This window comes from Acidovorax sp. GW101-3H11, assembly GCF_001633105.1.
Taxonomy (GTDB): domain Bacteria; phylum Pseudomonadota; class Gammaproteobacteria; order Burkholderiales; family Burkholderiaceae_C; genus Acidovorax.
Window position 1 is genome coordinate 225,499 of sequence record NZ_LUKZ01000003.1, and the last position, 19,318, is coordinate 244,816.

Consider the following 19,318-nt stretch of genomic DNA (forward strand, 5'->3'; position numbering starts at 1 on the left):
CGTGCGAGGAGCACCCAAGGTTTTTCGTCAGAGAAATTCACAAAGGTTGATCGATCATGGAAATCTCCAAGGCTGAAATCTCTTCAGCGGCCGCTGCTTCGCAGGGCAACACCTCCCCCGCTTCCGGCTCGCAGGACCTCATGGGTTCTGAGATCCTCATCAAGTCCCTCCAGGCCGAGAACGTTCAGTACATCTGGGGCTACCCCGGTGGTGCGGTCCTCTATATCTACGACGCGCTGTACAAGCAAGACACCATCCAGCACGTGCTGGTGCGCCACGAGCAGGCGGCCGTGCATGCCGCCGATGGCTATGCCCGCGCCACGGGCGAAGTGGGTGTGGCGCTGGTCACGTCCGGCCCAGGCCTCACCAACGCGGTGACCGGTATCGCCACGGCGTACATGGACAGCATTCCGATGGTGATCATCTCCGGCCAGGTGCCTACGCCCGCCATCGGGCTGGATGCCTTCCAGGAATGCGACACGGTCGGCATCACCCGCCCCATCGTCAAGCACAACTTCCTTGTCAAGGATCCGCGCGATCTGGCCGCGACGATGAAGAAGGCCTTCCACATTGCCCGCACCGGCCGCCCCGGCCCTGTGGTGGTGGATGTGCCCAAGGATGTGTCCTTCAAGAAGGTCCCCTATACCGGCTACCCCCAGAGCGTGGAAATGCGCTCGTACAACCCCGTGCGCAAGGGCCACGGCGGCCAGATTCGTAAGGCGCTGCAGCTGCTGCTGGCCGCCAAGCGCCCCTACATCTACACCGGCGGCGGTGTGCTGCTGGGCAACGCCACCAACGAGCTGCGCACCCTGGTGGACATGCTGGGTTACCCGGTCACCAACACGCTGATGGGCCTGGGTGCCTACCCTGCGTCGGACCGCAAGTTCCTGGGCATGCTGGGCATGCACGGCACCATCGAAGCCAACAATGCCATGCAGAACTGCGATGTGCTGCTGGCCGTGGGCGCGCGCTTTGATGACCGCGTGATCGGCAATCCCAAGCACTTTGCACAGAACGACCGCAAGATCATCCACGTGGACATCGACCCCTCGAGCATCTCCAAGCGCGTGAAGGTCGATATCCCGATCGTCGGCGACGTGAAGGACGTGCTCACCGAGCTGATCTCCATGATCCGCGAGAGCAGCACCCGCCCCGATGCGGGCGCCCTGGCCGCGTGGTGGGACACCATCGAAGGCTGGCGCAAGCGCGACTGCCTCAAGTACGACATGGGTGGCCCCGACGTAATCAAGCCCCAGTACGTGGTCGAGACGCTGTGGAACATGACCAAGGATGCCGATACCTACATCACGTCCGACGTGGGCCAGCACCAGATGTGGGCGGCGCAGTACTACCGCTTCGACGAGCCGCGCCGCTGGATCAATTCTGGTGGCCTGGGCACCATGGGTGTGGGCATCCCCTACGCCATGGGCATCAAGCTGGCCAAGCCGCAATCCGAAGTGTTCTGTATCACCGGCGAAGGCTCGGTGCAGATGAACATCCAGGAGTTGTCCACCTGCCTGCAGTACAACACGCCGATCAAGATCTGCTCGTTGAACAACCGCTACCTGGGCATGGTGCGCCAGTGGCAGGAGATTGAATACTCCGGACGCTACAGCCACAGCTACATGGATGCGCTGCCCAACTTCGTGAAGCTGGCCGAGGCCTATGGCCACGTGGGCCTGCTGATCGAGCACCCCAAGGATGTCGAGCCCGCACTGCGCGAAGCCCGCAAGCTCAAGGACCGCACCGTGTTCCTGGACTTCCGGACCGACCCCACCGAGAACGTGTTCCCGATGGTGCAGGCCGGCAAGGGCATTACCGAGATGCTGCTGGGGTCGGAAGACCTTTAAGAAGCACAACCGGCCTTCTGCGCCTGTCTATCAAGCGCTGGTAGCTATTAATTTGATAGCTATTGCTTTTTGACGAATCTATTGCCTGCCAAGCCTGCGCATTACCGTGCGCGGGGGAGGGTAGCGAAAAGAGGAATCTCATCTTATGAAACACATCATTGCTGTCCTGCTGGAAAACGAGCCAGGTGCTCTTTCCCGCGTCGTGGGCCTGTTCTCGGCCCGTGGTTACAACATCGAATCGCTCACCGTGGCGCCCACCGAGGATGCATCGCTCTCGCGCATGACCATCCAGACCACGGGCTCCGACGACGTGATCGAGCAGATCACCAAGCACCTGAACCGCCTCATTGAAGTCGTGAAGGTGGTGGACCTCACGGAAGGCGCCTACACCGAGCGCGAGCTCATGATGGTGAAGGTGCGCGCCGTGGGCAAGGAGCGCGAGGAGATGAAGCGCATGGCCGACATCTTCCGTGGCCGCATCATCGACGTGACCGAGAAGAGCTACACCATCGAACTGACCGGCGACCAGTCCAAGAACGACGCGTTCCTGCAAGCCATCGACCGCACGGCCATCCTGGAAACCGTGCGCACGGGCGCCAGCGGCATTGGCCGGGGCGAGCGCATTTTGCGTGTGTAAGACAATTCACCCCGTTTTTCCCATTTCAACCCCCAACAACGCATTTCAACCGGAGCGACCCATGAAAGTTTTCTACGACAAAGACACCGACCTGAGCCTGATCAAGGGCAAGACCGTGGCCATCATTGGCTACGGCTCGCAGGGCCATGCCCACGCACAAAACCTGAATGACAGCGGCGTGAAGGTGGTGGTCGGCCTGCGCAAGGGCGGTGCCTCGTGGGACAAGGTCGGCAAGGCTGGCCTGAACGTGCTGGAAGTCAACGACGCCGTGAAGGCTGCTGACGTGGTCATGATCCTGCTGCCCGACGAAGACATCGCAGCCGTGTACAAGAACAACGTTGAGCCCAACATCAAGCAAGGCGCATCGCTGGCCTTTGCCCACGGTTTCAACGTGCACTACAACCAGGTCGTGCCCCGCGCTGACCTGGACGTGTGGATGGTGGCCCCCAAGGCCCCCGGCCACACCGTGCGCAACACCTACACCCAGGGCGGCGGCGTGCCCCACCTGGTGGCCGTGCACCAAGACAAGTCCGGCAAGGCCCGTGACCTGGCCCTGAGCTACGCAGCTGCCAACGGCGGCGGCAAGGCCGGCATCATCGAGACCAACTTCAAGGAAGAAACCGAGACCGACCTGTTCGGCGAACAAGCCGTGCTGTGCGGTGGTGCCGTCGAGCTGATCAAGATGGGTTACGAAACCCTGGTCGAAGCCGGCTATGCGCCTGAAATGGCTTACTTCGAGTGCCTGCACGAGCTCAAGCTCATCGTGGACCTGATCTACGAAGGCGGCATTGCCAACATGAACTACTCGATCTCGAACAACGCCGAGTACGGCGAGTACGTGACCGGCCCCGAAGTGATCAACGAGCAGTCGCGCGCCGCCATGCGCAACGCCCTGAAGCGCATCCAGAACGGCGACTACGCCAAGATGTTCATCCAGGAAGGCCGTCTGAACTACCCATCGATGACGGCCCGCCGTCGCAACACGGCCGATCACAGCATCGAGAAGGTGGGAAGCCAGCTGCGCGCCATGATGCCTTGGATCGCCAAGAACAAGCTGGTCGATCAGACCCGCAACTGATTCTCCATCGCTGGAGCATCACAAGGCCACTTCGGTGGCCTTTTTCGTTGGCGGTCGGTCCTGTGGGCAGGCGCTACACTGCGGCCTTCGCTTTTTTGAGTGTGTAGTGGCCTTCGGGCGCTGCGGGCCCGTGCGAAAAACTATAAATTAAATAGCTGCTTGCGCTTGATGGGCGGGCGCTGGAGGTCTTTTTGATGCATGACGGCAATGAATCCACCGACAACCCTGGTGTGATGGTGCGTAAACGGCGCAAGGGCATTTACATCCTGCCCAACCTGTTCACGCTGGCCGCCTTGTTCGGGGGGTTCTATTCCATCGTCATGGCCATGAATGGCCGCTTCGACATGGCCGCCGTGGGGGTGTTCTGCGCCATGGTGCTCGACAGCCTGGACGGGCGTGTGGCCCGCATGACCAATACGCAAAGCGCGTTCGGCGAGCAGATGGATTCGCTTTCCGACATGGTGTCCTTTGGCGCGGCGCCCGCGCTGATTGCCTACGAATGGTCGCTGCAAGGCCTGGGGCGCTGGGGCTGGATTGCGGCCTTTGTGTACTGCGCCTGTGCGGCCCTGCGGCTGGCGCGCTTCAATGTGAATACGGGGGTGGTGGACAAGCGCTACTTTCAAGGGCTGCCTTCGCCGGCTGCTGCCGCCTTGGTGGCTGGCTTTATCTGGCTCATGACCGAGTTGGGCGTGCATCCAGGCGAGGATTCCTGGCTCACCTGGTCGCAGATCACCTGGTTGATGTTTGCCTTCACGCTGTACTCGGGGCTCACCATGGTGACCAACGTGCCGTTCTACAGCTTCAAGGACATCCAAATGAAAAAGAGCGTGCCTTTCGCCGCCATCGTGCTGATTGCGCTGGTCATCGCCATCATCAACATCCACCCGCCCATCGTGCTGTTCGGTGTGTTCGTTTTTTATGGCCTTTCTGGCTACGCCGTGTATGCCTGGCGCAAGGCCAAGGGGCAGCACAGCAGCGTGATCAGCACCTCGACAGACGAACCGGACGAACGCGGGTTGCACAAGTGACGACCGCTACGGCAGCGCAGTTGTGCTACATTGCGCTTTATGAACATGTTTGCTCTGGCTCTACTGCTACCTCCCCACGGGCGGAGACAGTAGGCGCACGCGCACACTTTTTCCACAAAGGCCCGTATGCACCCGCAACGGGCCTTTTGTTTTGGGCGCCAGAATTTTGACGTTGCGGGTCCCCACCCACCGATACCAGGAGAACAACATGGCTGACAAACTGATCATTTTCGACACCACCTTGCGCGATGGCGAGCAGTCGCCCGGCGCTTCGATGACCAAGGACGAAAAGCTGCGCATCGCGCGCCAGCTGGAACGCCTGAAGGTGGATGTGATCGAGGCCGGTTTTGCCGCCAGCTCCAACGGTGATTTCGAGGCGGTGCAGGCCATTGCCAACGCGATCAAGGACTCGACCATCTGCTCGCTCTCGCGTGCCAACGACCGCGATATTTCGCGGGCGGCTGAAGCCCTCCGGGGTGCCAACAGTGCGCGCATCCACACGTTCATCGCCACCAGCGCGCTGCACATGGAAAAGAAGCTGCGCATGACTCCCGAGCAGGTGCTGGAGCAGGCCAAGCAATCCGTGCGTTTTGCGCGCAACCTTGTGGCTGACATCGAGTTCAGCCCTGAAGACGGCTACCGCAGCGACCCGGATTTCCTCTGCCGCGTGCTCGAAGCCGTGATCACCGAAGGCGCCACCACCATCAATGTGCCCGACACCGTGGGCTATGCCGTGCCAGAGTTGTATGGCAACTTCATCAAGACCCTGCGCGAGCGCATCCCCAACAGCGACAAGGCCATCTGGTCCGTGCATTGCCATAACGACTTGGGTATGGCTGTGGCGAACTCGCTGGCCGGTGTGAAGATCGGTGGCGCGCGCCAGGTGGAGTGCACGATCAACGGCCTGGGCGAGCGTGCGGGCAACTGCTCGCTTGAAGAGATCGTCATGGCTGTGAAGACCCGCAAGGACTACTTTGGGCTGGATCTGGCCATCGACACTCAGCACATCGTGGCGGCCAGCCGCATGGTGAGCCAGACCACCGGTTTTGTGGTGCAGCCCAACAAGGCCGTGGTGGGCGCGAACGCTTTTGCCCACGCGAGTGGCATCCACCAGGACGGCGTGCTCAAGGCCCGCGACACCTACGAGATCATGCGCGCCGAAGACGTGGGCTGGTCGGCCAACAAGATCGTGCTGGGCAAGCTCAGCGGTCGCAACGCCTTCAAGCAGCGCCTGCAGGAGCTGGGCGTGCAGCTCGACAGCGAAACCGAGATCAATGTGGCCTTTGCCAAGTTCAAGGAGCTGGCAGACCGCAAGAGCGAGATATTTGACGAGGACATCCTGGCCTTGGTCAGCGACGAGAGCGTGACGGCCGAAAAGGAGCAGTACGGTTTTGTCTCGTTGTTCCAGCAAAGCGAAACCGGCGAGCAGCCCCGTGCGCGCATTGTGTTCACTGTCGATGGGCAGGAGGTGCGTGGCGAGTCTGATGGCAACGGTCCGGTGGATGCTTCGCTCAAGGCCATCGAGTCACATGTCAAAAGCGGCGCCGAGATGGTGCTCTACTCGGTCAATGCGATCAGCGGTTCGACCGAGAGCCAGGGGGAGGTCACCGTGCGCCTGCAGAACAGCGGCCGGGTGGTGAATGGTGTGGGGGCAGACCCTGATATCGTGGTTGCGTCCGCCAAGGCTTATCTGAGCGCTTTGAACAAGTTACAAAGTAAAGCCGATCGGGTGGCTGCGCAGGGTTGAGTGGCCGACTTATAATTTCACTCACTTTCTGGGAAAGTCGCGCAAGATATTGATCTTGCGCGACTTTTTTTGATTCTGTACACTGCTCAACACTTCTTACCGTTTGGAGCACTTTGATGCACCATCGCCACCGCTCTGCAGTGACTCGTTTTCTCCAGGTTCTGGGCTTTGCCGTTGTGAGTGCGGCCCTTGTCAGCCCCCTCGTGCATGCGGGCGAACAAAAAAAAGCCGTTTCCAAAAAGCAGCAGGTAAGCTCGGCAAATGCCAAGCGCGCCGTGGCACCGCGCAAGGCGGCAGCCAACACCAATGCCAAGGCCGTGCGGGTGACTGCCAAGACGGCGAAGGCGCCTACCCGGGTGGCTTTTGTACCGGCCAAGCAGTCGTTTGGTCAGATTGCGGGCCTGCATGAAGTCAACGATCCTTTGGATCTCAAGTCCAGCGTAGCGCTGGTGATGGACCAGGATACGCACGAGGTCCTGCTCAGCAAGAACGACCATGCGGTGCTGCCGATTGCGTCCCTGACCAAGCTCATGACGGGCATGCTGATCTCCCAGGCCAAATTGCCCATGGATGAGCCCCTGACGATCACCCAGGACGATGTGGATACCGAAAAAGGCAGCCGCTCGCGCCTGACGGTCGGGACCACGCTGACGCGGGGCGAAATGTTGCATCTGGCGCTCATGTCCAGCGAGAACCGGGCTGCCCATGCATTGGGCCGCACCTACCCGGGCGGGCTGGAAGTTTTTGTTGCCCAGATGAATGCCAAAGCCCGCTTGCTGGGTATGACCGATACGCGGTATGTGGAGCCCACCGGGCTGTCCAGCCGCAACCAGTCCAGTGCCCGCGATCTGGCCACCCTGGTGAATGTGGCGCATGGCGACCCGTTGTTGCGCGAACTTTCCACGTCACCGGGCTATGAGGTGGCTGTGGGGCGCAAAACCCTGCAATACAACAATACCAATGGGCTTGTGAAGAACCCGACCTGGGATATTGGTCTGCAGAAGACCGGCTACATCTCGGAAGCTGGGCGTTGTCTGGTCATGCAGGCCCAGGTGGCCGGGCGCAAACTGATCATGGTGTTCCTGGACTCGGCGGGCAAGTTCAGCCGCCTGGGCGATGCCGAGCGGGTGCGCCAGTGGGTGGAATCCACGCCGACGCTGGCTGCGCCTTTGCACACTGCCCGAGGTAGCAACGGCTGACAGGCTTCATCGCTCTAGAGCTAAAAAACACCCGACTGGCAAATCGCCGTCGGGTGTTTTGCTTTGAGGGTGTGATCGCCCGCACGCAGCACTGCCGCTTGGTGGTGTTTTGTGCTTTGGGTGTTTGTTGATTTCTGCGATAGAGATCAGCGAAAGGCGCAGAAGTTAGCGAAAGTCGCCATGGCTGCTTGCCGGTATGTCGTGGTTGGGGTCGGTGGTGGACACGTGGCCCAGGGCCAGGGATATTTCGTTGGCGGTGGCTTGCAGCTTGGGCATCCAGCCCTCGTCCAGTCGATCGGCAGGGGCTGAAATAGACAGGCCAGCCACGAGCTTCCCTTGGTCGTCATAGACCCCCGCAGCCATGCAGCGCACGCCCAGTTCCAGCTCTTCGTTGTCGCGCGCAATGCCATATTGGCGGGCCTTGGCCAGCTCACGTTCCAGCACCGGCAATTGGGTAATGCTGTTGCGTGTGTGGCCTGCCAAGCCCGTGCGCGTGGCGTAGGCGCGCACGCGCTGGGGGTCGTCCAGTGCCAGGAACAGTTTGCCGGTGGATGTGAGGTGCAGGGGCGCCCGGCCCCCGATGGCGCGCACCACCTGCATGCCAGAACGTTCGCTGTAAGCGCGCTCCACGTACACGATCTCGTCTCCTTGCCGCATGCTCAGGTTGACTGGCTGCTGGATGAGCTTGTGCAGGTTGCGCATGGGGGTCAGGGCGGCGTCGCGCACGCTCAGGCGGGCTTTGACCAGGTTGCCCAGCTCCAGCAGCCGCATGCCCAGCCGGTAGCTGCCGGATTCCGGGCGGTCCACAAACCGGCCAATGGTCAGGTCGTTCAGGATGCGGTGGGTGGTAGACGGGTGCAGCCCTGTCTTTTCGCTGATTTCCTTCAGGGAGATTGCGTCTTCACGGGAGGCCAGCACGTCGATCAGCGTAAACATGCGCTCCAGCACCTGAACGCTGGGTTTGACGGGAATGCTGGGATCGATTTTTTTCATGGGCGGCAGTGAAGCAAAAGCCGCTGCATCTTACCTTGTGAAATGTTGCCAGGTGTTCAGGCGCCGTGAGGCGGGGCTGCATGCATGCGATGCCAATTGCCGTCCGTGCGGATCTCGTGGGGGTGAAAGCGGGCCTTGTAGTTCATCTTGGGGCTGGCTTCGATCCAGTAACCCAGGTACACATGGGGCAGCCCCAGCGAGCGTGCCTGCTCGATCTGCCAAAGGACGTTGTAGGTGCCGTAGCTGCAGTGGGGCTCGGGCTCGTAGAAGGTGTAGACCGCCGACAGGCCGTCATCAAGCACATCGAGGATGGAGACCATCTTCAGGGCGCCGGGCTCTCCTGATGCGTCGGTTTCTCGAAACTCCACCAGCCGCGAGTTGACGCGGCTTTGCAGCAAGAACTGGGTGTATTGGTCAATGCTGTCCTGATCCATGCCGCCGCCCGCATGGCGACCGTTTTGGTAGCGCAGGTAGAGCTGGTAGTGCTCGGGTACAAAACACAGGCGCAGCACCCGCGCCTGCAGCCCTGCATGGCGGGCCGCAGCACGCCTTTGGCTACGATCTGGTTTGAACTCGTTGGCCAGTACCCGGAGCGGAGTGCACGCCTGGCAGCCATCGCAATATGGCCGGTAGGTGAACATGCCGCTGCGGCGAAATCCCTTGGCGACCAGGTCGGAGTACAGGTCGCTCTGGATCAGGTGGCTGGGCGTGGCGACCTGCGATCGTGCCTGCCTGTCCGGCAGATAGCTGCAGGGGTAGGGGGCGGTCGCATAGAACTGCAGGGTCTGCAGCGGGAGGTCGTTGAGTTGCGTCATGCCTTGGGGGTCGTGGTGGGCAGCAGCTCGTTCCAGTATACGGGGTCAAACGCCCAGGGGATGGCGGGTTGATTGCGGGCCTTTTCGACCTGCAGAAGGAATTCGGAGCGGGGGATTTCTCGCCCGCCGAGAAAGGCCAGATGCCCGGTGTTCTGCTGGCAATCGATCAGGCCGATGCCGTGGTGGCGGCACATTGCGACCAGGGCCGAGAGCGCGATCTTGGAGGCATCGGTGGCATGGGCAAACATGGATTCGCCAAACACCGCCCGACCGAGTGCCACGCAGTACAACCCGCCGACCAATTCGCCATGGACCCAGGTCTCGACGCTGTGGGCATGGCCTGCTGCATGGAGCCGGGTATAGGCCTCGACCATCTCCGGCACGATCCAGGTTCCCGCCTGGCCCTCACGCTCTTTGGTGGCGCACGCGGTGATGACCTGTCTGAACGCGTGGTCCACGCGGATTTCGCAGTGCGCCTGGGTGCGGAAGGCCTGCAGCGTCTTGCGCAGGGAGCGGTGCAGTCGAAACTCGGCGACCGGCAGCGTCATGCGCGGGTCTGGCGCCCACCACAGGATGGGTTGCCCGGGGCCATACCAGGGGAAGGTGCCTTGCGCGTATGCGGCGCACAAGTGCGCTACGTCCAGTGCTCCTCCGGCAGCCAGCAGGCCGGGTGCGGGATCTTCAGGCCCCCAGGCCAGAGCGGGAGCGGGGAATGGGTCTTCGATTTCCAGCCAGGGCAGTTGCGGGGGCATGGTGGCAGAACGCAAAGACACCATTGTCTGGCATGTGGCCCCGTGTGTCGGTTGGTGCCGCAGCGGGCAAAAAAATAGCCCCGCATCGGATGACGATGCAGGGCTATCAGAGTGGCTCCTCGACCTGGGCTCGAACCAGGGACCTACGGATTAACAGTCCGGCGCTCTACCGACTGAGCTATCGAGGAATAATCGGTATCTATCTATGTAAAAGGCCCCGCTTTACTCATGCAGGGCCTGCAAAATCTTGGCTCCTCGACCTGGGCTCGAACCAGGGACCTACGGATTAACAGTCCGGCGCTCTACCGACTGAGCTATCGAGGAACAAGACTTAGATTATATACACAAAAATCAGCCCAAAAAGCATTTGCAGTGGGTTTGTGCCACCGCGCTGATTTGGCTGATGCCATTCGGGCGCTGCAGCCGGATTTTCACGACGGCTCGGGTCGGCGCCACAACCAGGCCAAGACGCAGGCCATGCTCCCGATCGCCACCGCCACGATCCATGGGCGTGACACTGTCAGTAGCAGCACCACGGCACTCAGGGACATCACGAGGGCAGCGCTCCACTTGGCGCGGCGGCTGACCTTGCCGCCCTGCGCCCAGTTGCGCAGCAGGGGGCCAAACAGCCGGTGGTGCCAGAGCCAGCGGTACAGCCGTGGCGAGCTGCGCGCCGCAGCCCAGGCCGCCATCAGGATGAATACAGTCGTGGGCAGGCCGGGAACGACCACACCAATGGCGCCCATCACCAGGCACAACACGGCAAAGGCCTGCAGCAGCCAGCGCACAGGCCAAGGCAGAGGCCTTAACAAAGGTTCGGGGGGCTCGGGGATGGAGTCGTCTGGGGGCGTCGTGGCCATGGGGGTATTGTGAGGGGGGCTGAACGGGACGGGTGCTGCGCAGTGGCTGTCCGCACGTTATGCTGAGTGCGCCCCATCAACCAGTGCATATCTTCGCGTTGGCCTCGGCTCAAATTCCTGCTCATTCAATGACCATTCACACCATCCTGAAGATGGGCGACCCGCGCCTGCTGCGCGTGGCCCAGCCCGTGACCGAGTTTGACACCGATGCCCTGCATCTTCTCGTGCGGGACATGTTCGACACCATGCGGTCCGTCAACGGCGCAGGCCTGGCGGCGCCCCAGATCGGGGTGGACCTGCAACTGGTGATCTTTGGCTCCAACGACCGCAATCCGCGCTACCCGGACCGCCCCCTGGTGCCTCCGACCGTGCTGCTGAACCCGGTCATCACCCCTTTGGGCGACGACGAAGAGGAAGACTGGGAAGGGTGTCTGTCGGTGCCCGGTCTGCGCGGCAAGGTACCGCGCTGGTCGCGCATCCACTACACCGGATTTGATCCGTACGGCGATCCCATCGATCGCACCGTGGAGGGTTTCCATGCCCGCGTGGTGCAGCACGAGTGCGACCACCTCATCGGCAAGCTCTACCCGATGCGGGTGCGGGACTTCACACAGTTCGGGTTTACCGAGGTGCTGTTCCCGGAAATCAGCGCCACGGAAGACGACTGACATGGTGCAGGCGCAGGGCCGGTGTCAGGACGACAGCTCGCGCAGCAGCTCGGTCTCGATCTGGATTTGGCGTGCGTTGTTCTGCAGCTCGGGGCCCTGGATGAGGAAGGTGTCCTCCACCCGCTCGCCCAGGGTGCTGACCTTGGCCAGCTGCACGCTCAGGTGGTGCTGCGCCAGGATGCGTGCCACCAAATAGAGCAGGCCCGCACGGTCGCTGGCCGAGATCGCCAGCAGCCAGCGCTGCGCCTTTTCGTCGGGCCGCAGGGTGACGCGGGGCGCAACCGGAAAGCTCTTGACCCGGCGCGAGACCCGCTTGCGCGCGGGCTCTGGCAGCGGGCCGCCTTCTTCGATCACGCGCATCAGGTCGCTCTCGACCATGTGGGTTAGCTCGCGGTAGTGCCCGGGCTGTTCAGATGCCGAAGAGGCCACGACCTGGAAGGTATCGAGCGCATAGCCGTTGTTGGCGGTGTGCACGCGCGCATCCAGGATGCTGAAGCCCACGCGGTCGAAGTAGCCGCAGATGCGCGCAAACAGGTCAGCCTGGTCGGCGGCGTAGACCATCACCTGCAAGCCATCGCCCGCCAGTGACTGGCGGGCGCGCACCACCGGTTTGGCTGTGCCCACGTGGCGCGACAGGTGGCGTGTGTGCCAGGCAATGTCGGCAGCGTCGTGGCGCATGAAATAGCTCACGTCCAGCGTGGCCCACAGCGCCTTGTGCGCTTCAAAGGGCAGGGCGTTGAGCGCCAGCAGCACCAGGGCCTCGCGCTTGCGGGCCTCGATCTCGGCGGCCGCATCGGGCGCGCGGCCGCCCAGGGTGCGCAGGGTGGCGCGGTACAGGTCTTCCAGCAGCTTGCCCTTCCAGGCATTCCAGACCTTGGGGCTGGTGCCGCGGATGTCGGCCACTGTGAGCAGGTACATCGCCGTGAGGTTGCGCTCGTTGCCCACGCGGCGCGCAAAAGCGCCGATCACATCGGGGTCGCTCAGATCCTGCTTTTGCGCCACGGTGCTCATGGTCAGGTGCTCGCGCACCAGGAATTCGATGAGCCGCGCATCCTCGCGGCCCACGCCATGCTGGCGGCAAAAGCGCCGCACTTCTTCGGCGCCAATCTGCGAATGGTCGCCCCCTCGGCCTTTGCCAATGTCATGGAACAGCGCTGCCACATACAGGATCCAGGGCTTGTCCCACCCCGCAGCCAGCTGCGAGCAGAACGGGTACTCGTGCGCATGCTCGGCCATGAAGAAGCGGCGCACATTGCGCAGCACCATCAGGATGTGCTGGTCCACCGTGTAGACGTGGAACAGGTCGTGCTGCATCTGCCCCACGATGCGGCGAAACGGCCAGAGGTAGCGCCCCAGCACCGAGGTCTGGTTCATCAGCCGCATGGCGTGGGTGATGCCCGAGGGCTGCTGCAGGATGCGCATGAAGGCATCGCGGTTGACCGGGTCGCGCCGGAAGGCGCTGTCCATCACGCCGCGCGCGTTGTACAGCGCGCGCAGGGTGCGGGCCGACAGGTCCTTGAGCCCCACGGTGGTCTGGTAGAGCAGAAAGGTCTCCAGAATCGTGTGCGGGTCGCGGGTGTACAGGTCGTCACTGGCCACTTCGATGAGGCCCGCCTTTTCGAAGAACCGCTCGTTGATGGGGCGCGGTTCGTGGGTCGAGGGGCTCAGGCGTTCCTCGATGTTGAGCAGCAGGATCTGGCTGAGCTGCGACACCGCCTTGGCCGCCCAGTAGTAGCGGCGCATCAGGCTCTCGCTGGCCCGCATGGGCAGGCGCGAGCCGTCGGGTGCCTGCGAGCGGTAGCCAAACGACTCGGCCACAGCGGTCTGCAGGTCGAACACCAGCCGGTCTTCGTGCCGCCCGGCCGCTGCATGCAGGCGGGCACGGATGAGGCACAGCAGCGCCTCGTTGCGCTCGATCTGGCGCACTTCGAAGGCGGTGGCCATGCCGCTGGCGGCCAGCTCCTTCCAGTTGCGGCCCAGGCCCGCCGCCTGCGCCACCCACAGGATCATCTGCAGGTCGCGCAGCCCGCCGGGGGATTCCTTGCAGTTGGGCTCCAGCGAGTAGGGCGTGTTCTCGTATTTGGTATGGCGCTGGCGCATCTCCAGGGTCTTGGCGACCAGGAAGGCCTCGGGGTTCATCTGCGCACGGTACTGGCGCTGGAACTCGGCAAACAGTGCCGCGTTGCCACACACCAGCCGCGATTCGAGCAGCGAGGTCTGCACGGTGACATCGCCCGCGCTTTCGGCCAGGCATTCGGCCACGGTGCGCACGCTCGATCCGATCTCCAGCCCCGTGTCCCAGCAGCTGCCGATGAAGCCTTCGAGCTGCGCGCGCAGCGCACTGCCCGCCTCGGGCGCGGCGCCGTCGGGCAAAAGCAGCAAAACATCGACATCGGAGTAGGGGAACAGCTGGTCGCGCCCGAAGCCGCCCACGGCCACCAGGGCCAGGTCATCGGGGAGCTGGGCGCGTTGCCACAGGGTCTGCAGCAGGCTGCCCGCCAGCGACGACAGCTTGCGCAGCACCACGCGGATGCCGCGTGTCGATGCGCCGGTGGCTTTCATGGCCGCGAGCAGGGCGGCCTTGTCGCTGCGGTAGGCGTCGCGCAGGGCATGGAGTTCAGTCATGGTCGGTAAGTATCGTGGGAGGCCATGAAAAAGCCATGCAAGAGTTGTGCAAGCGGCTGCCTGGTGCGCGGGTGGCCCCGCCGTCGCCTCAGGTCTTGGTGGCTGTCACAAAGGGTGGCAGCGGGGGCGATCCGGCCGACAGGGTCATGACCTCGTACCCCGTTTCCGTGACCAGCACCGTGTGCTCCCACTGGGCCGACAGGCTGTGGTCCTTGGTCACGATGGTCCAGCCGTCGTTGCCGTGTTCCTTCACCTCGCGGCGGCCCGCATTGATCATGGGCTCGATGGTGAAGACCATGCCGGGCACCAGCTCTTCGAGCGTGCCAGGGCGGCCGTAGTGCAGCACCTGGGGCTCTTCGTGGAACTTCTGGCCAATGCCGTGGCCGCAGAACTCGCGCACGATGGAGAAGCCCTGCGCTTCTGCGAACTTCTGGATCGCGTGGCCGATATCACCCAGGTGGGCGCCGGGCTTGACCTGCACGATGCCGTGCCACATGGCATCGAACGTGATGGCGGTGAGCCGCTTGGCGGCAATCGAGCACTCGCCGATCATGTACATGCGGCTGTTGTCGCCGTACCAGCCGTCCTTGGTGATGACGGTCACGTCCACATTGACGATATCACCCTTCTTCAGCGGTTTGTCGTTGGGGATGCCGTGGCACACCACATGGTTGACCGAGGTGCACAGCGAAGCCGGGTAGGGCGGGTAGCCCGGCGGCTGGTAGCCCACCGTGGCCGAGATGGTGCCTTGCTGCGCCATGCATTCGGCGCCCAGGCGGTCGATCTCTTTGGTGGTGATGCCGGGCTTGATGTGGGGGGCGATGTAGTCCAGCACTTCGGAGGCCAGGCGGCAGGCCAGGCGCATGCCCTCGATGTCCTCAGCGCTTTTGATGGTGATGCTCATCCCCGGATTATCCCATTGGCCCCCGCGCCACGCAGGCGGTGCGGCCATGCCCGGTAAAATGCCGGGCTCCGGTCCTGGCTGCACGCTGGCGCCCGGAGCCACCCTCTACCCCTGACATCCCCCAACAGGCCGCTACCGTGACCTTGCACATGACCACGCTGGCGGGCGGCAACGCCCTCAGCTCCTTCCTCGCCCAGCAACTTCAACCCGCCCTGGAGGCGATCCACCCCAAGATCAGTGGCATTGCAGCGCGTTTCGTGCACTTGGTCGCCACCGACGCGGCCCCCACACCCACCGAGCAAGAGCGCCTGGCAGCGCTGCTGACCTACGGCGATCCGTACGCAGGCCCCGAAGACGGTGCCGTGCTCATCGTCACGCCCCGCCTGGGCACGCTGTCGCCCTGGGCCTCCAAAGCCACCGACATTGCCCGCAATTGCGGCATTGCCATCCGCCGCGTGGAGCGCATCACCGAATACCGCGTCAGCCTCAAAGCGGGCCTGCTGGGCAAGGCGCCCGAACTGACCGCTGAGCAACTGGCCCAGGTCGCCGCCCTGTTGCACGACCGCATGACCGAATCGGTGGTGGCCGACCGCAGCGCCGCAGCCGCGCTGTTCACCGAGTTGCAGCCCGCGCCCATGGAGCACGTGGATGTGCTGGCCGGTGGCCGCGCTGCGCTCGAAGCCGCCAACACCCGCTTCGGCTTGGCTTTGGCCGACGACGAAATCGACTACCTCGTGACCGCGTTCACGGGCCTCGCGCGCAACCCCACCGACGTGGAGCTGATGATGTTCGCGCAGGCCAACAGCGAACACTGCCGCCACAAGATCTTCAACGCCCAGTTCACCATCGACGGCGTGGCCCAGGACAAGAGCCTGTTCGGCATGATCCGCAACACCCACCAGCTGGCGCCGCAGCACACGGTGATCGCGTATTCGGACAACGCCTCGGTCATGGAAGGCCACCAGGTCGAACGATTTGTGGCAAAAATGGCCGCTACCGCGCATCCATCAAACGCTAATAGCTATCAAAAGAGTAGCGTTACCCAGCATGTGCTGATGAAGGTGGAAACCCACAACCACCCCACGGCCATCTCGCCTTTCCCGGGCGCATCCACCGGCGCGGGTGGCGAGATCCGCGATGAAGGCGCCACCGGCCGGGGTTCCAAGCCCAAGGCGGGCCTCACGGGCTTCACGGTGTCCAAGCTGTGGGGCAGCACGGTCGGCAAGCCGGAGCACATTGCCAGCTCGCTGCAGATCATGGTCGAAGGCCCCCTGGGCGGCGCGGCGTTCAACAACGAATTCGGCCGCCCCAACCTCAACGGCTACTTCCGCGAATACGAGCAGAACGTGGGCGGCGTGCAGCGCGGCTACCACAAGCCCATCATGATCGCGGGCGGCGTGGGTGTGATCGACGCCGAGCTGACGAAGAAAATCGAATTCCCCGCCGGCTCGCTGCTGATCCAGCTGGGTGGCCCTGGCATGCGCATCGGCATGGGCGGCAGCGCGGCCAGCTCCATGGCCACCGGCACCAATGCGGCCGAGCTGGACTTTGACTCGGTGCAGCGCGGCAACCCCGAGATCGAGCGCCGTGCGCAAGAGGTCATCAACCACTGCTGGGTGCAAGGCGCGGCAAACCCCATCCTGGCCATTCACGACGTGGGCGCGGGTGGTTTGTCCAATGCCTTCCCTGAGCTGACCAATGACGCGGGCCGTGGCGCACGCTTTGACCTGCGTGCCGTGCAGCTCGAAGAATCGGGCATGGCGCCCAAGGAAATCTGGAGCAACGAGTCGCAAGAACGCTACGTGCTGGCGATTGCGCCCGAGTCGCTGGAACAGTTCAAAGCCTTCTGCGAACGCGAGCGCTGCCCGTTCGCCGTGATTGGCACCGCCACCGAAGAGCGCCAACTGGTGCTGCACGACCCCGCTGCCACGGCCGAAGACCAGAAGCTGCCCGTGGACATGCCCATGAACGTGCTGCTGGGCAAGCCGCCCAAGATGCACCGGGACGTGAAGACCGTGGAGCGTGAATTCGCACCCATGGACTTGACCGGCGTGCCGTTGCAAAAGGCCGTGATCGACGTGCTGGCCCACCCTACGGTGGCCTCCAAGCGCTTCCTCATCACCATCGGCGACCGCACGGTGGGTGGCCTGAGCCACCGCGACCAGATGGTCGGCCCCTGGCAAGTGCCTGTGGCCGATTGCGCCGTGACACTGGCCGATTACAAAGGCTTTGCGGGCGAGGCCATGAGCATGGGCGAGCGCACGCCGCTGGCCGCCATCAACGCCCCCGCATCGGGCCGCATGGCCGTGGCGGAAGCCATCACCAACCTGCTGGCCGCGCCCATCGAGTTGCCGCGCGTGAAGCTCAGCGCCAACTGGATGGCCGCATGTGGCGAGCCCGGCGAAGACGCTGCGCTGTACGAAACCGTGAAGGCCGTGGGCATGGAGCTGTGCCCCGCTTTGGGCGTGTCGATCCCCGTGGGCAAGGATTCGCTGTCCATGCGCACGCAGTGGAGCGAAGGTTCGGACAAGAAGAAAGTCACCTCGCCCGTCAGCCTGATCGTGAGCGCCTTCGCTTCACTGTCCGACGTGCGCGGCACGCTCACGCCCCAGCTCAACGCCACCGAGGCCGACACCACCCTGGTGCTGATCGACCTGGGCAAGGGCCAGAACCGCATGGGCGGCAGCATCCTGGGCCAGACGCTGGACCAAAGCGGCGATGTGGTGCCCGATGTGGACGACCCCAAAGACCTGGTCAACCTGGTCAACGCGGTGAACGCACTGCGCGCCAAGGGCCAGATCCTGGCCTACCACGACCGAAGCGATGGTGGCCTGCTGGCCGCAGCCGCCGAAATGGCCTTTGCAGGCCATGTGGGCGTGGCACTGAATGTGGACATGCTCGTGACCGAAGGCGACGGCATCAGTGATAGCCGCATGGAAACCGGCGACGCCAAGAACTGGGCACAACAGGTCAGCGCCCGCCGCGAAGAACTCACACTCAAGGCCCTGTTCAACGAAGAGCTGGGTGTGCTGCTGCAGGTCAAGACCAGCGAGCGCAACGACGTGATGCAAGTGCTGCGCGAACATGGCCTGTCCAAGTTCAGCCACTTTGTGGGCAAGACGCGCCCAACATCGTCCGAAATCGACGCGGGCAAGGGCGAGCTGCAAGTCTGGCGCGATGCCAAGGCCGTGTTCAGTGCCCCGTTGGCCGATCTGCACCAGGTGTGGGATGCGGTGAGCTGGAAGATCTGCCAGCAGCGCGACAACCCTGCCAACGCCGACGCCGAGCACGCGGCAGCGGGCGAGCCCACCGACCCGGGTTTGCACGTGCACCTCACGTTCGATGCGGCCGACAACGTGGCGGCGCCGTACCTGAATCTGGCCAAACCCAAGGTCGCCATCCTGCGCGAGCAGGGCGTGAACTCGCACATCGAAATGGCCTACGCCTTTACCGAGGCGGGTTTCGAGGCCTACGACGTGCACATGACGGACCTGCAGACCGGCCGCGTCAAGCTCGAAGACTTCAAGGGCGTGGTCGCCTGCGGCGGCTTCAGCTACGGCGACACGCTGGGCGCTGGCATTGGCTGGGCGCGTTCCATCACCTTTAACCCGGTGCTGGCCGCGCAGTTCCAGGGCTTCTTTGGTCGTACCGACACGTTCGGCCTGGGCGTGTGCAACGGCTGCCAGATGTTTGCCGAGCTGGCTGACATCATCCCCGGCGCACAAGACTGGCCGCGCTTCACCACCAACCAGAGCGAACGCTTCGAGGCCCGCCTGTCGCTGGTGGAGGTGCTCGAATCGCCCAGCCTGTTCCTGCAAGGCATGGCGGGCAGCCGCCTGCCGATTGCGGTGGCACACGGCGAGGGCTATGCCAATTTCAAGTACCGGGGCAACGCCGACAAGGCCATTGCCGCCATGCGCTATGTGGACAACCAGGGCCGCGCGACCGAGCAGTATCCGTTCAACCCCAACGGCAGTGCCGGTGGCCTGACGGCGGTGACCACGGCCGACGGCCGCTTCACCGCCATGATGCCGCACCCCGAGCGCGTGTTCCGCAACGTGCAGATGAGCTGGACCAGCGAAGACCAGGCGCAGTACAGCGGCTGGATGCGCATCTGGCGCAATGCGCGCAAGTGGGTCGGCTGACCCTGCCTGCCGTTTAG

14 protein-coding genes and 2 tRNA genes are annotated in these 19,318 nt (G+C 63.4%); 8 read left to right on the forward strand and 8 right to left on the reverse strand.

What is annotated here, in order from left to right:
• Positions 1–56: 56 nt before the first annotated feature.
• The 6 genes from A1D30_RS04565 to pbpG all read left to right on the forward strand — a co-directional run bounded on the left by A1D30_RS04565 (position 57) and on the right by pbpG (position 7,539).
• Positions 57–1,850 carry an acetolactate synthase 3 catalytic subunit gene (locus A1D30_RS04565; protein WP_063459592.1) on the forward strand — a complete coding sequence of 598 codons (1,794 nt, stop codon included), beginning with the start codon at positions 57–59 and terminating at the stop codon, positions 1,848–1,850.
• 145 nt (positions 1,851–1,995) lie between these two features.
• Positions 1,996–2,487 carry an acetolactate synthase small subunit gene (gene ilvN, locus A1D30_RS04570; RefSeq protein WP_015013659.1) on the forward strand — a complete coding sequence of 164 codons (492 nt, stop codon included), beginning with the start codon at positions 1,996–1,998 and terminating at the stop codon, positions 2,485–2,487.
• Between the two features lie 61 nt (positions 2,488–2,548).
• Entirely contained in the window at positions 2,549–3,565 is a 1,017-nt protein-coding gene (gene ilvC, locus A1D30_RS04575) for a ketol-acid reductoisomerase (protein WP_056638514.1), read from the forward strand.
• 194 nt (positions 3,566–3,759) lie between these two features.
• Positions 3,760–4,593 (forward strand): CDP-diacylglycerol--serine O-phosphatidyltransferase, encoded by an 834-nt coding sequence (gene pssA, locus A1D30_RS04580; protein ID WP_063459593.1) that lies wholly within the window; start codon positions 3,760–3,762, stop codon positions 4,591–4,593.
• A 208-nt stretch (positions 4,594–4,801) separates the two neighbouring features.
• Positions 4,802–6,340, forward strand: coding sequence for a 2-isopropylmalate synthase (locus A1D30_RS04585; RefSeq protein WP_063459646.1), 1,539 nt, complete (start codon positions 4,802–4,804; stop codon positions 6,338–6,340).
• A gap of 116 nt (positions 6,341–6,456) precedes the next feature.
• Entirely contained in the window at positions 6,457–7,539 is a 1,083-nt protein-coding gene (pbpG, locus tag A1D30_RS04590) for a D-alanyl-D-alanine endopeptidase (RefSeq protein WP_063459594.1), read from the forward strand.
• A 165-nt stretch (positions 7,540–7,704) separates the two neighbouring features.
• On the opposite strand, the gene A1D30_RS04595 is transcribed toward pbpG, so the two are convergent.
• The 6 genes from A1D30_RS04595 to A1D30_RS04620 all read right to left on the reverse strand — a co-directional run bounded on the left by A1D30_RS04595 (position 7,705) and on the right by A1D30_RS04620 (position 10,959).
• Complete coding sequence (locus tag A1D30_RS04595; protein ID WP_063459595.1) at positions 7,705–8,532, reverse strand: IclR family transcriptional regulator; 828 nt, start codon at positions 8,530–8,532, stop codon at positions 7,705–7,707.
• Positions 8,533–8,588: 56 nt separating this feature from the next.
• Positions 8,589–9,347 (reverse strand): arginyltransferase, encoded by a 759-nt coding sequence (locus A1D30_RS04600; RefSeq protein ID WP_063459596.1) that lies wholly within the window; start codon positions 9,345–9,347, stop codon positions 8,589–8,591.
• Positions 9,344–10,099 (reverse strand): leucyl/phenylalanyl-tRNA--protein transferase, encoded by a 756-nt coding sequence (gene aat / locus A1D30_RS04605; RefSeq protein ID WP_063459647.1) that lies wholly within the window; start codon positions 10,097–10,099, stop codon positions 9,344–9,346. The genes A1D30_RS04600 and aat overlap by 4 nt, the downstream gene beginning before the upstream one ends.
• Before the next feature lie 112 nt (positions 10,100–10,211).
• Positions 10,212–10,287 (reverse strand) — tRNA-Asn (locus A1D30_RS04610).
• Positions 10,288–10,347: 60 nt separating this feature from the next.
• Positions 10,348–10,423: transfer RNA gene (locus tag A1D30_RS04615), tRNA-Asn, on the reverse strand.
• Between the two features lie 107 nt (positions 10,424–10,530).
• Positions 10,531–10,959, reverse strand: a complete 429-nt coding sequence (locus A1D30_RS04620; protein ID WP_063459597.1) for a YbaN family protein — start codon at positions 10,957–10,959, stop codon at positions 10,531–10,533.
• A 128-nt stretch (positions 10,960–11,087) separates the two neighbouring features.
• Between A1D30_RS04620 and def the strand changes: the two genes are divergently transcribed.
• Positions 11,088–11,627, forward strand: coding sequence for a peptide deformylase (def, locus tag A1D30_RS04625; protein ID WP_063459598.1), 540 nt, complete (start codon positions 11,088–11,090; stop codon positions 11,625–11,627).
• A gap of 24 nt (positions 11,628–11,651) precedes the next feature.
• On the opposite strand, the gene A1D30_RS04630 is transcribed toward def, so the two are convergent.
• The gene (locus A1D30_RS04630) at positions 11,652–14,252 is read right to left on the reverse strand and encodes a [protein-PII] uridylyltransferase (RefSeq protein ID WP_063459599.1); all 2,601 of its coding nucleotides are present in this window, start codon (positions 14,250–14,252) and stop codon (positions 11,652–11,654) included.
• 88 nt (positions 14,253–14,340) lie between these two features.
• Positions 14,341–15,156: a type I methionyl aminopeptidase gene (gene map, locus A1D30_RS04635; protein WP_063459600.1), complete on the reverse strand. Its 816-nt coding sequence runs from the start codon at positions 15,154–15,156 to the stop codon at positions 14,341–14,343.
• Between the two features lie 137 nt (positions 15,157–15,293).
• On the opposite strand from map, the gene purL reads away from it, so the two are divergent.
• Positions 15,294–19,301: a phosphoribosylformylglycinamidine synthase gene (gene purL / locus A1D30_RS04640; protein WP_063459601.1), complete on the forward strand. Its 4,008-nt coding sequence runs from the start codon at positions 15,294–15,296 to the stop codon at positions 19,299–19,301.
• Positions 19,302–19,318 lie beyond the last annotated feature (17 nt).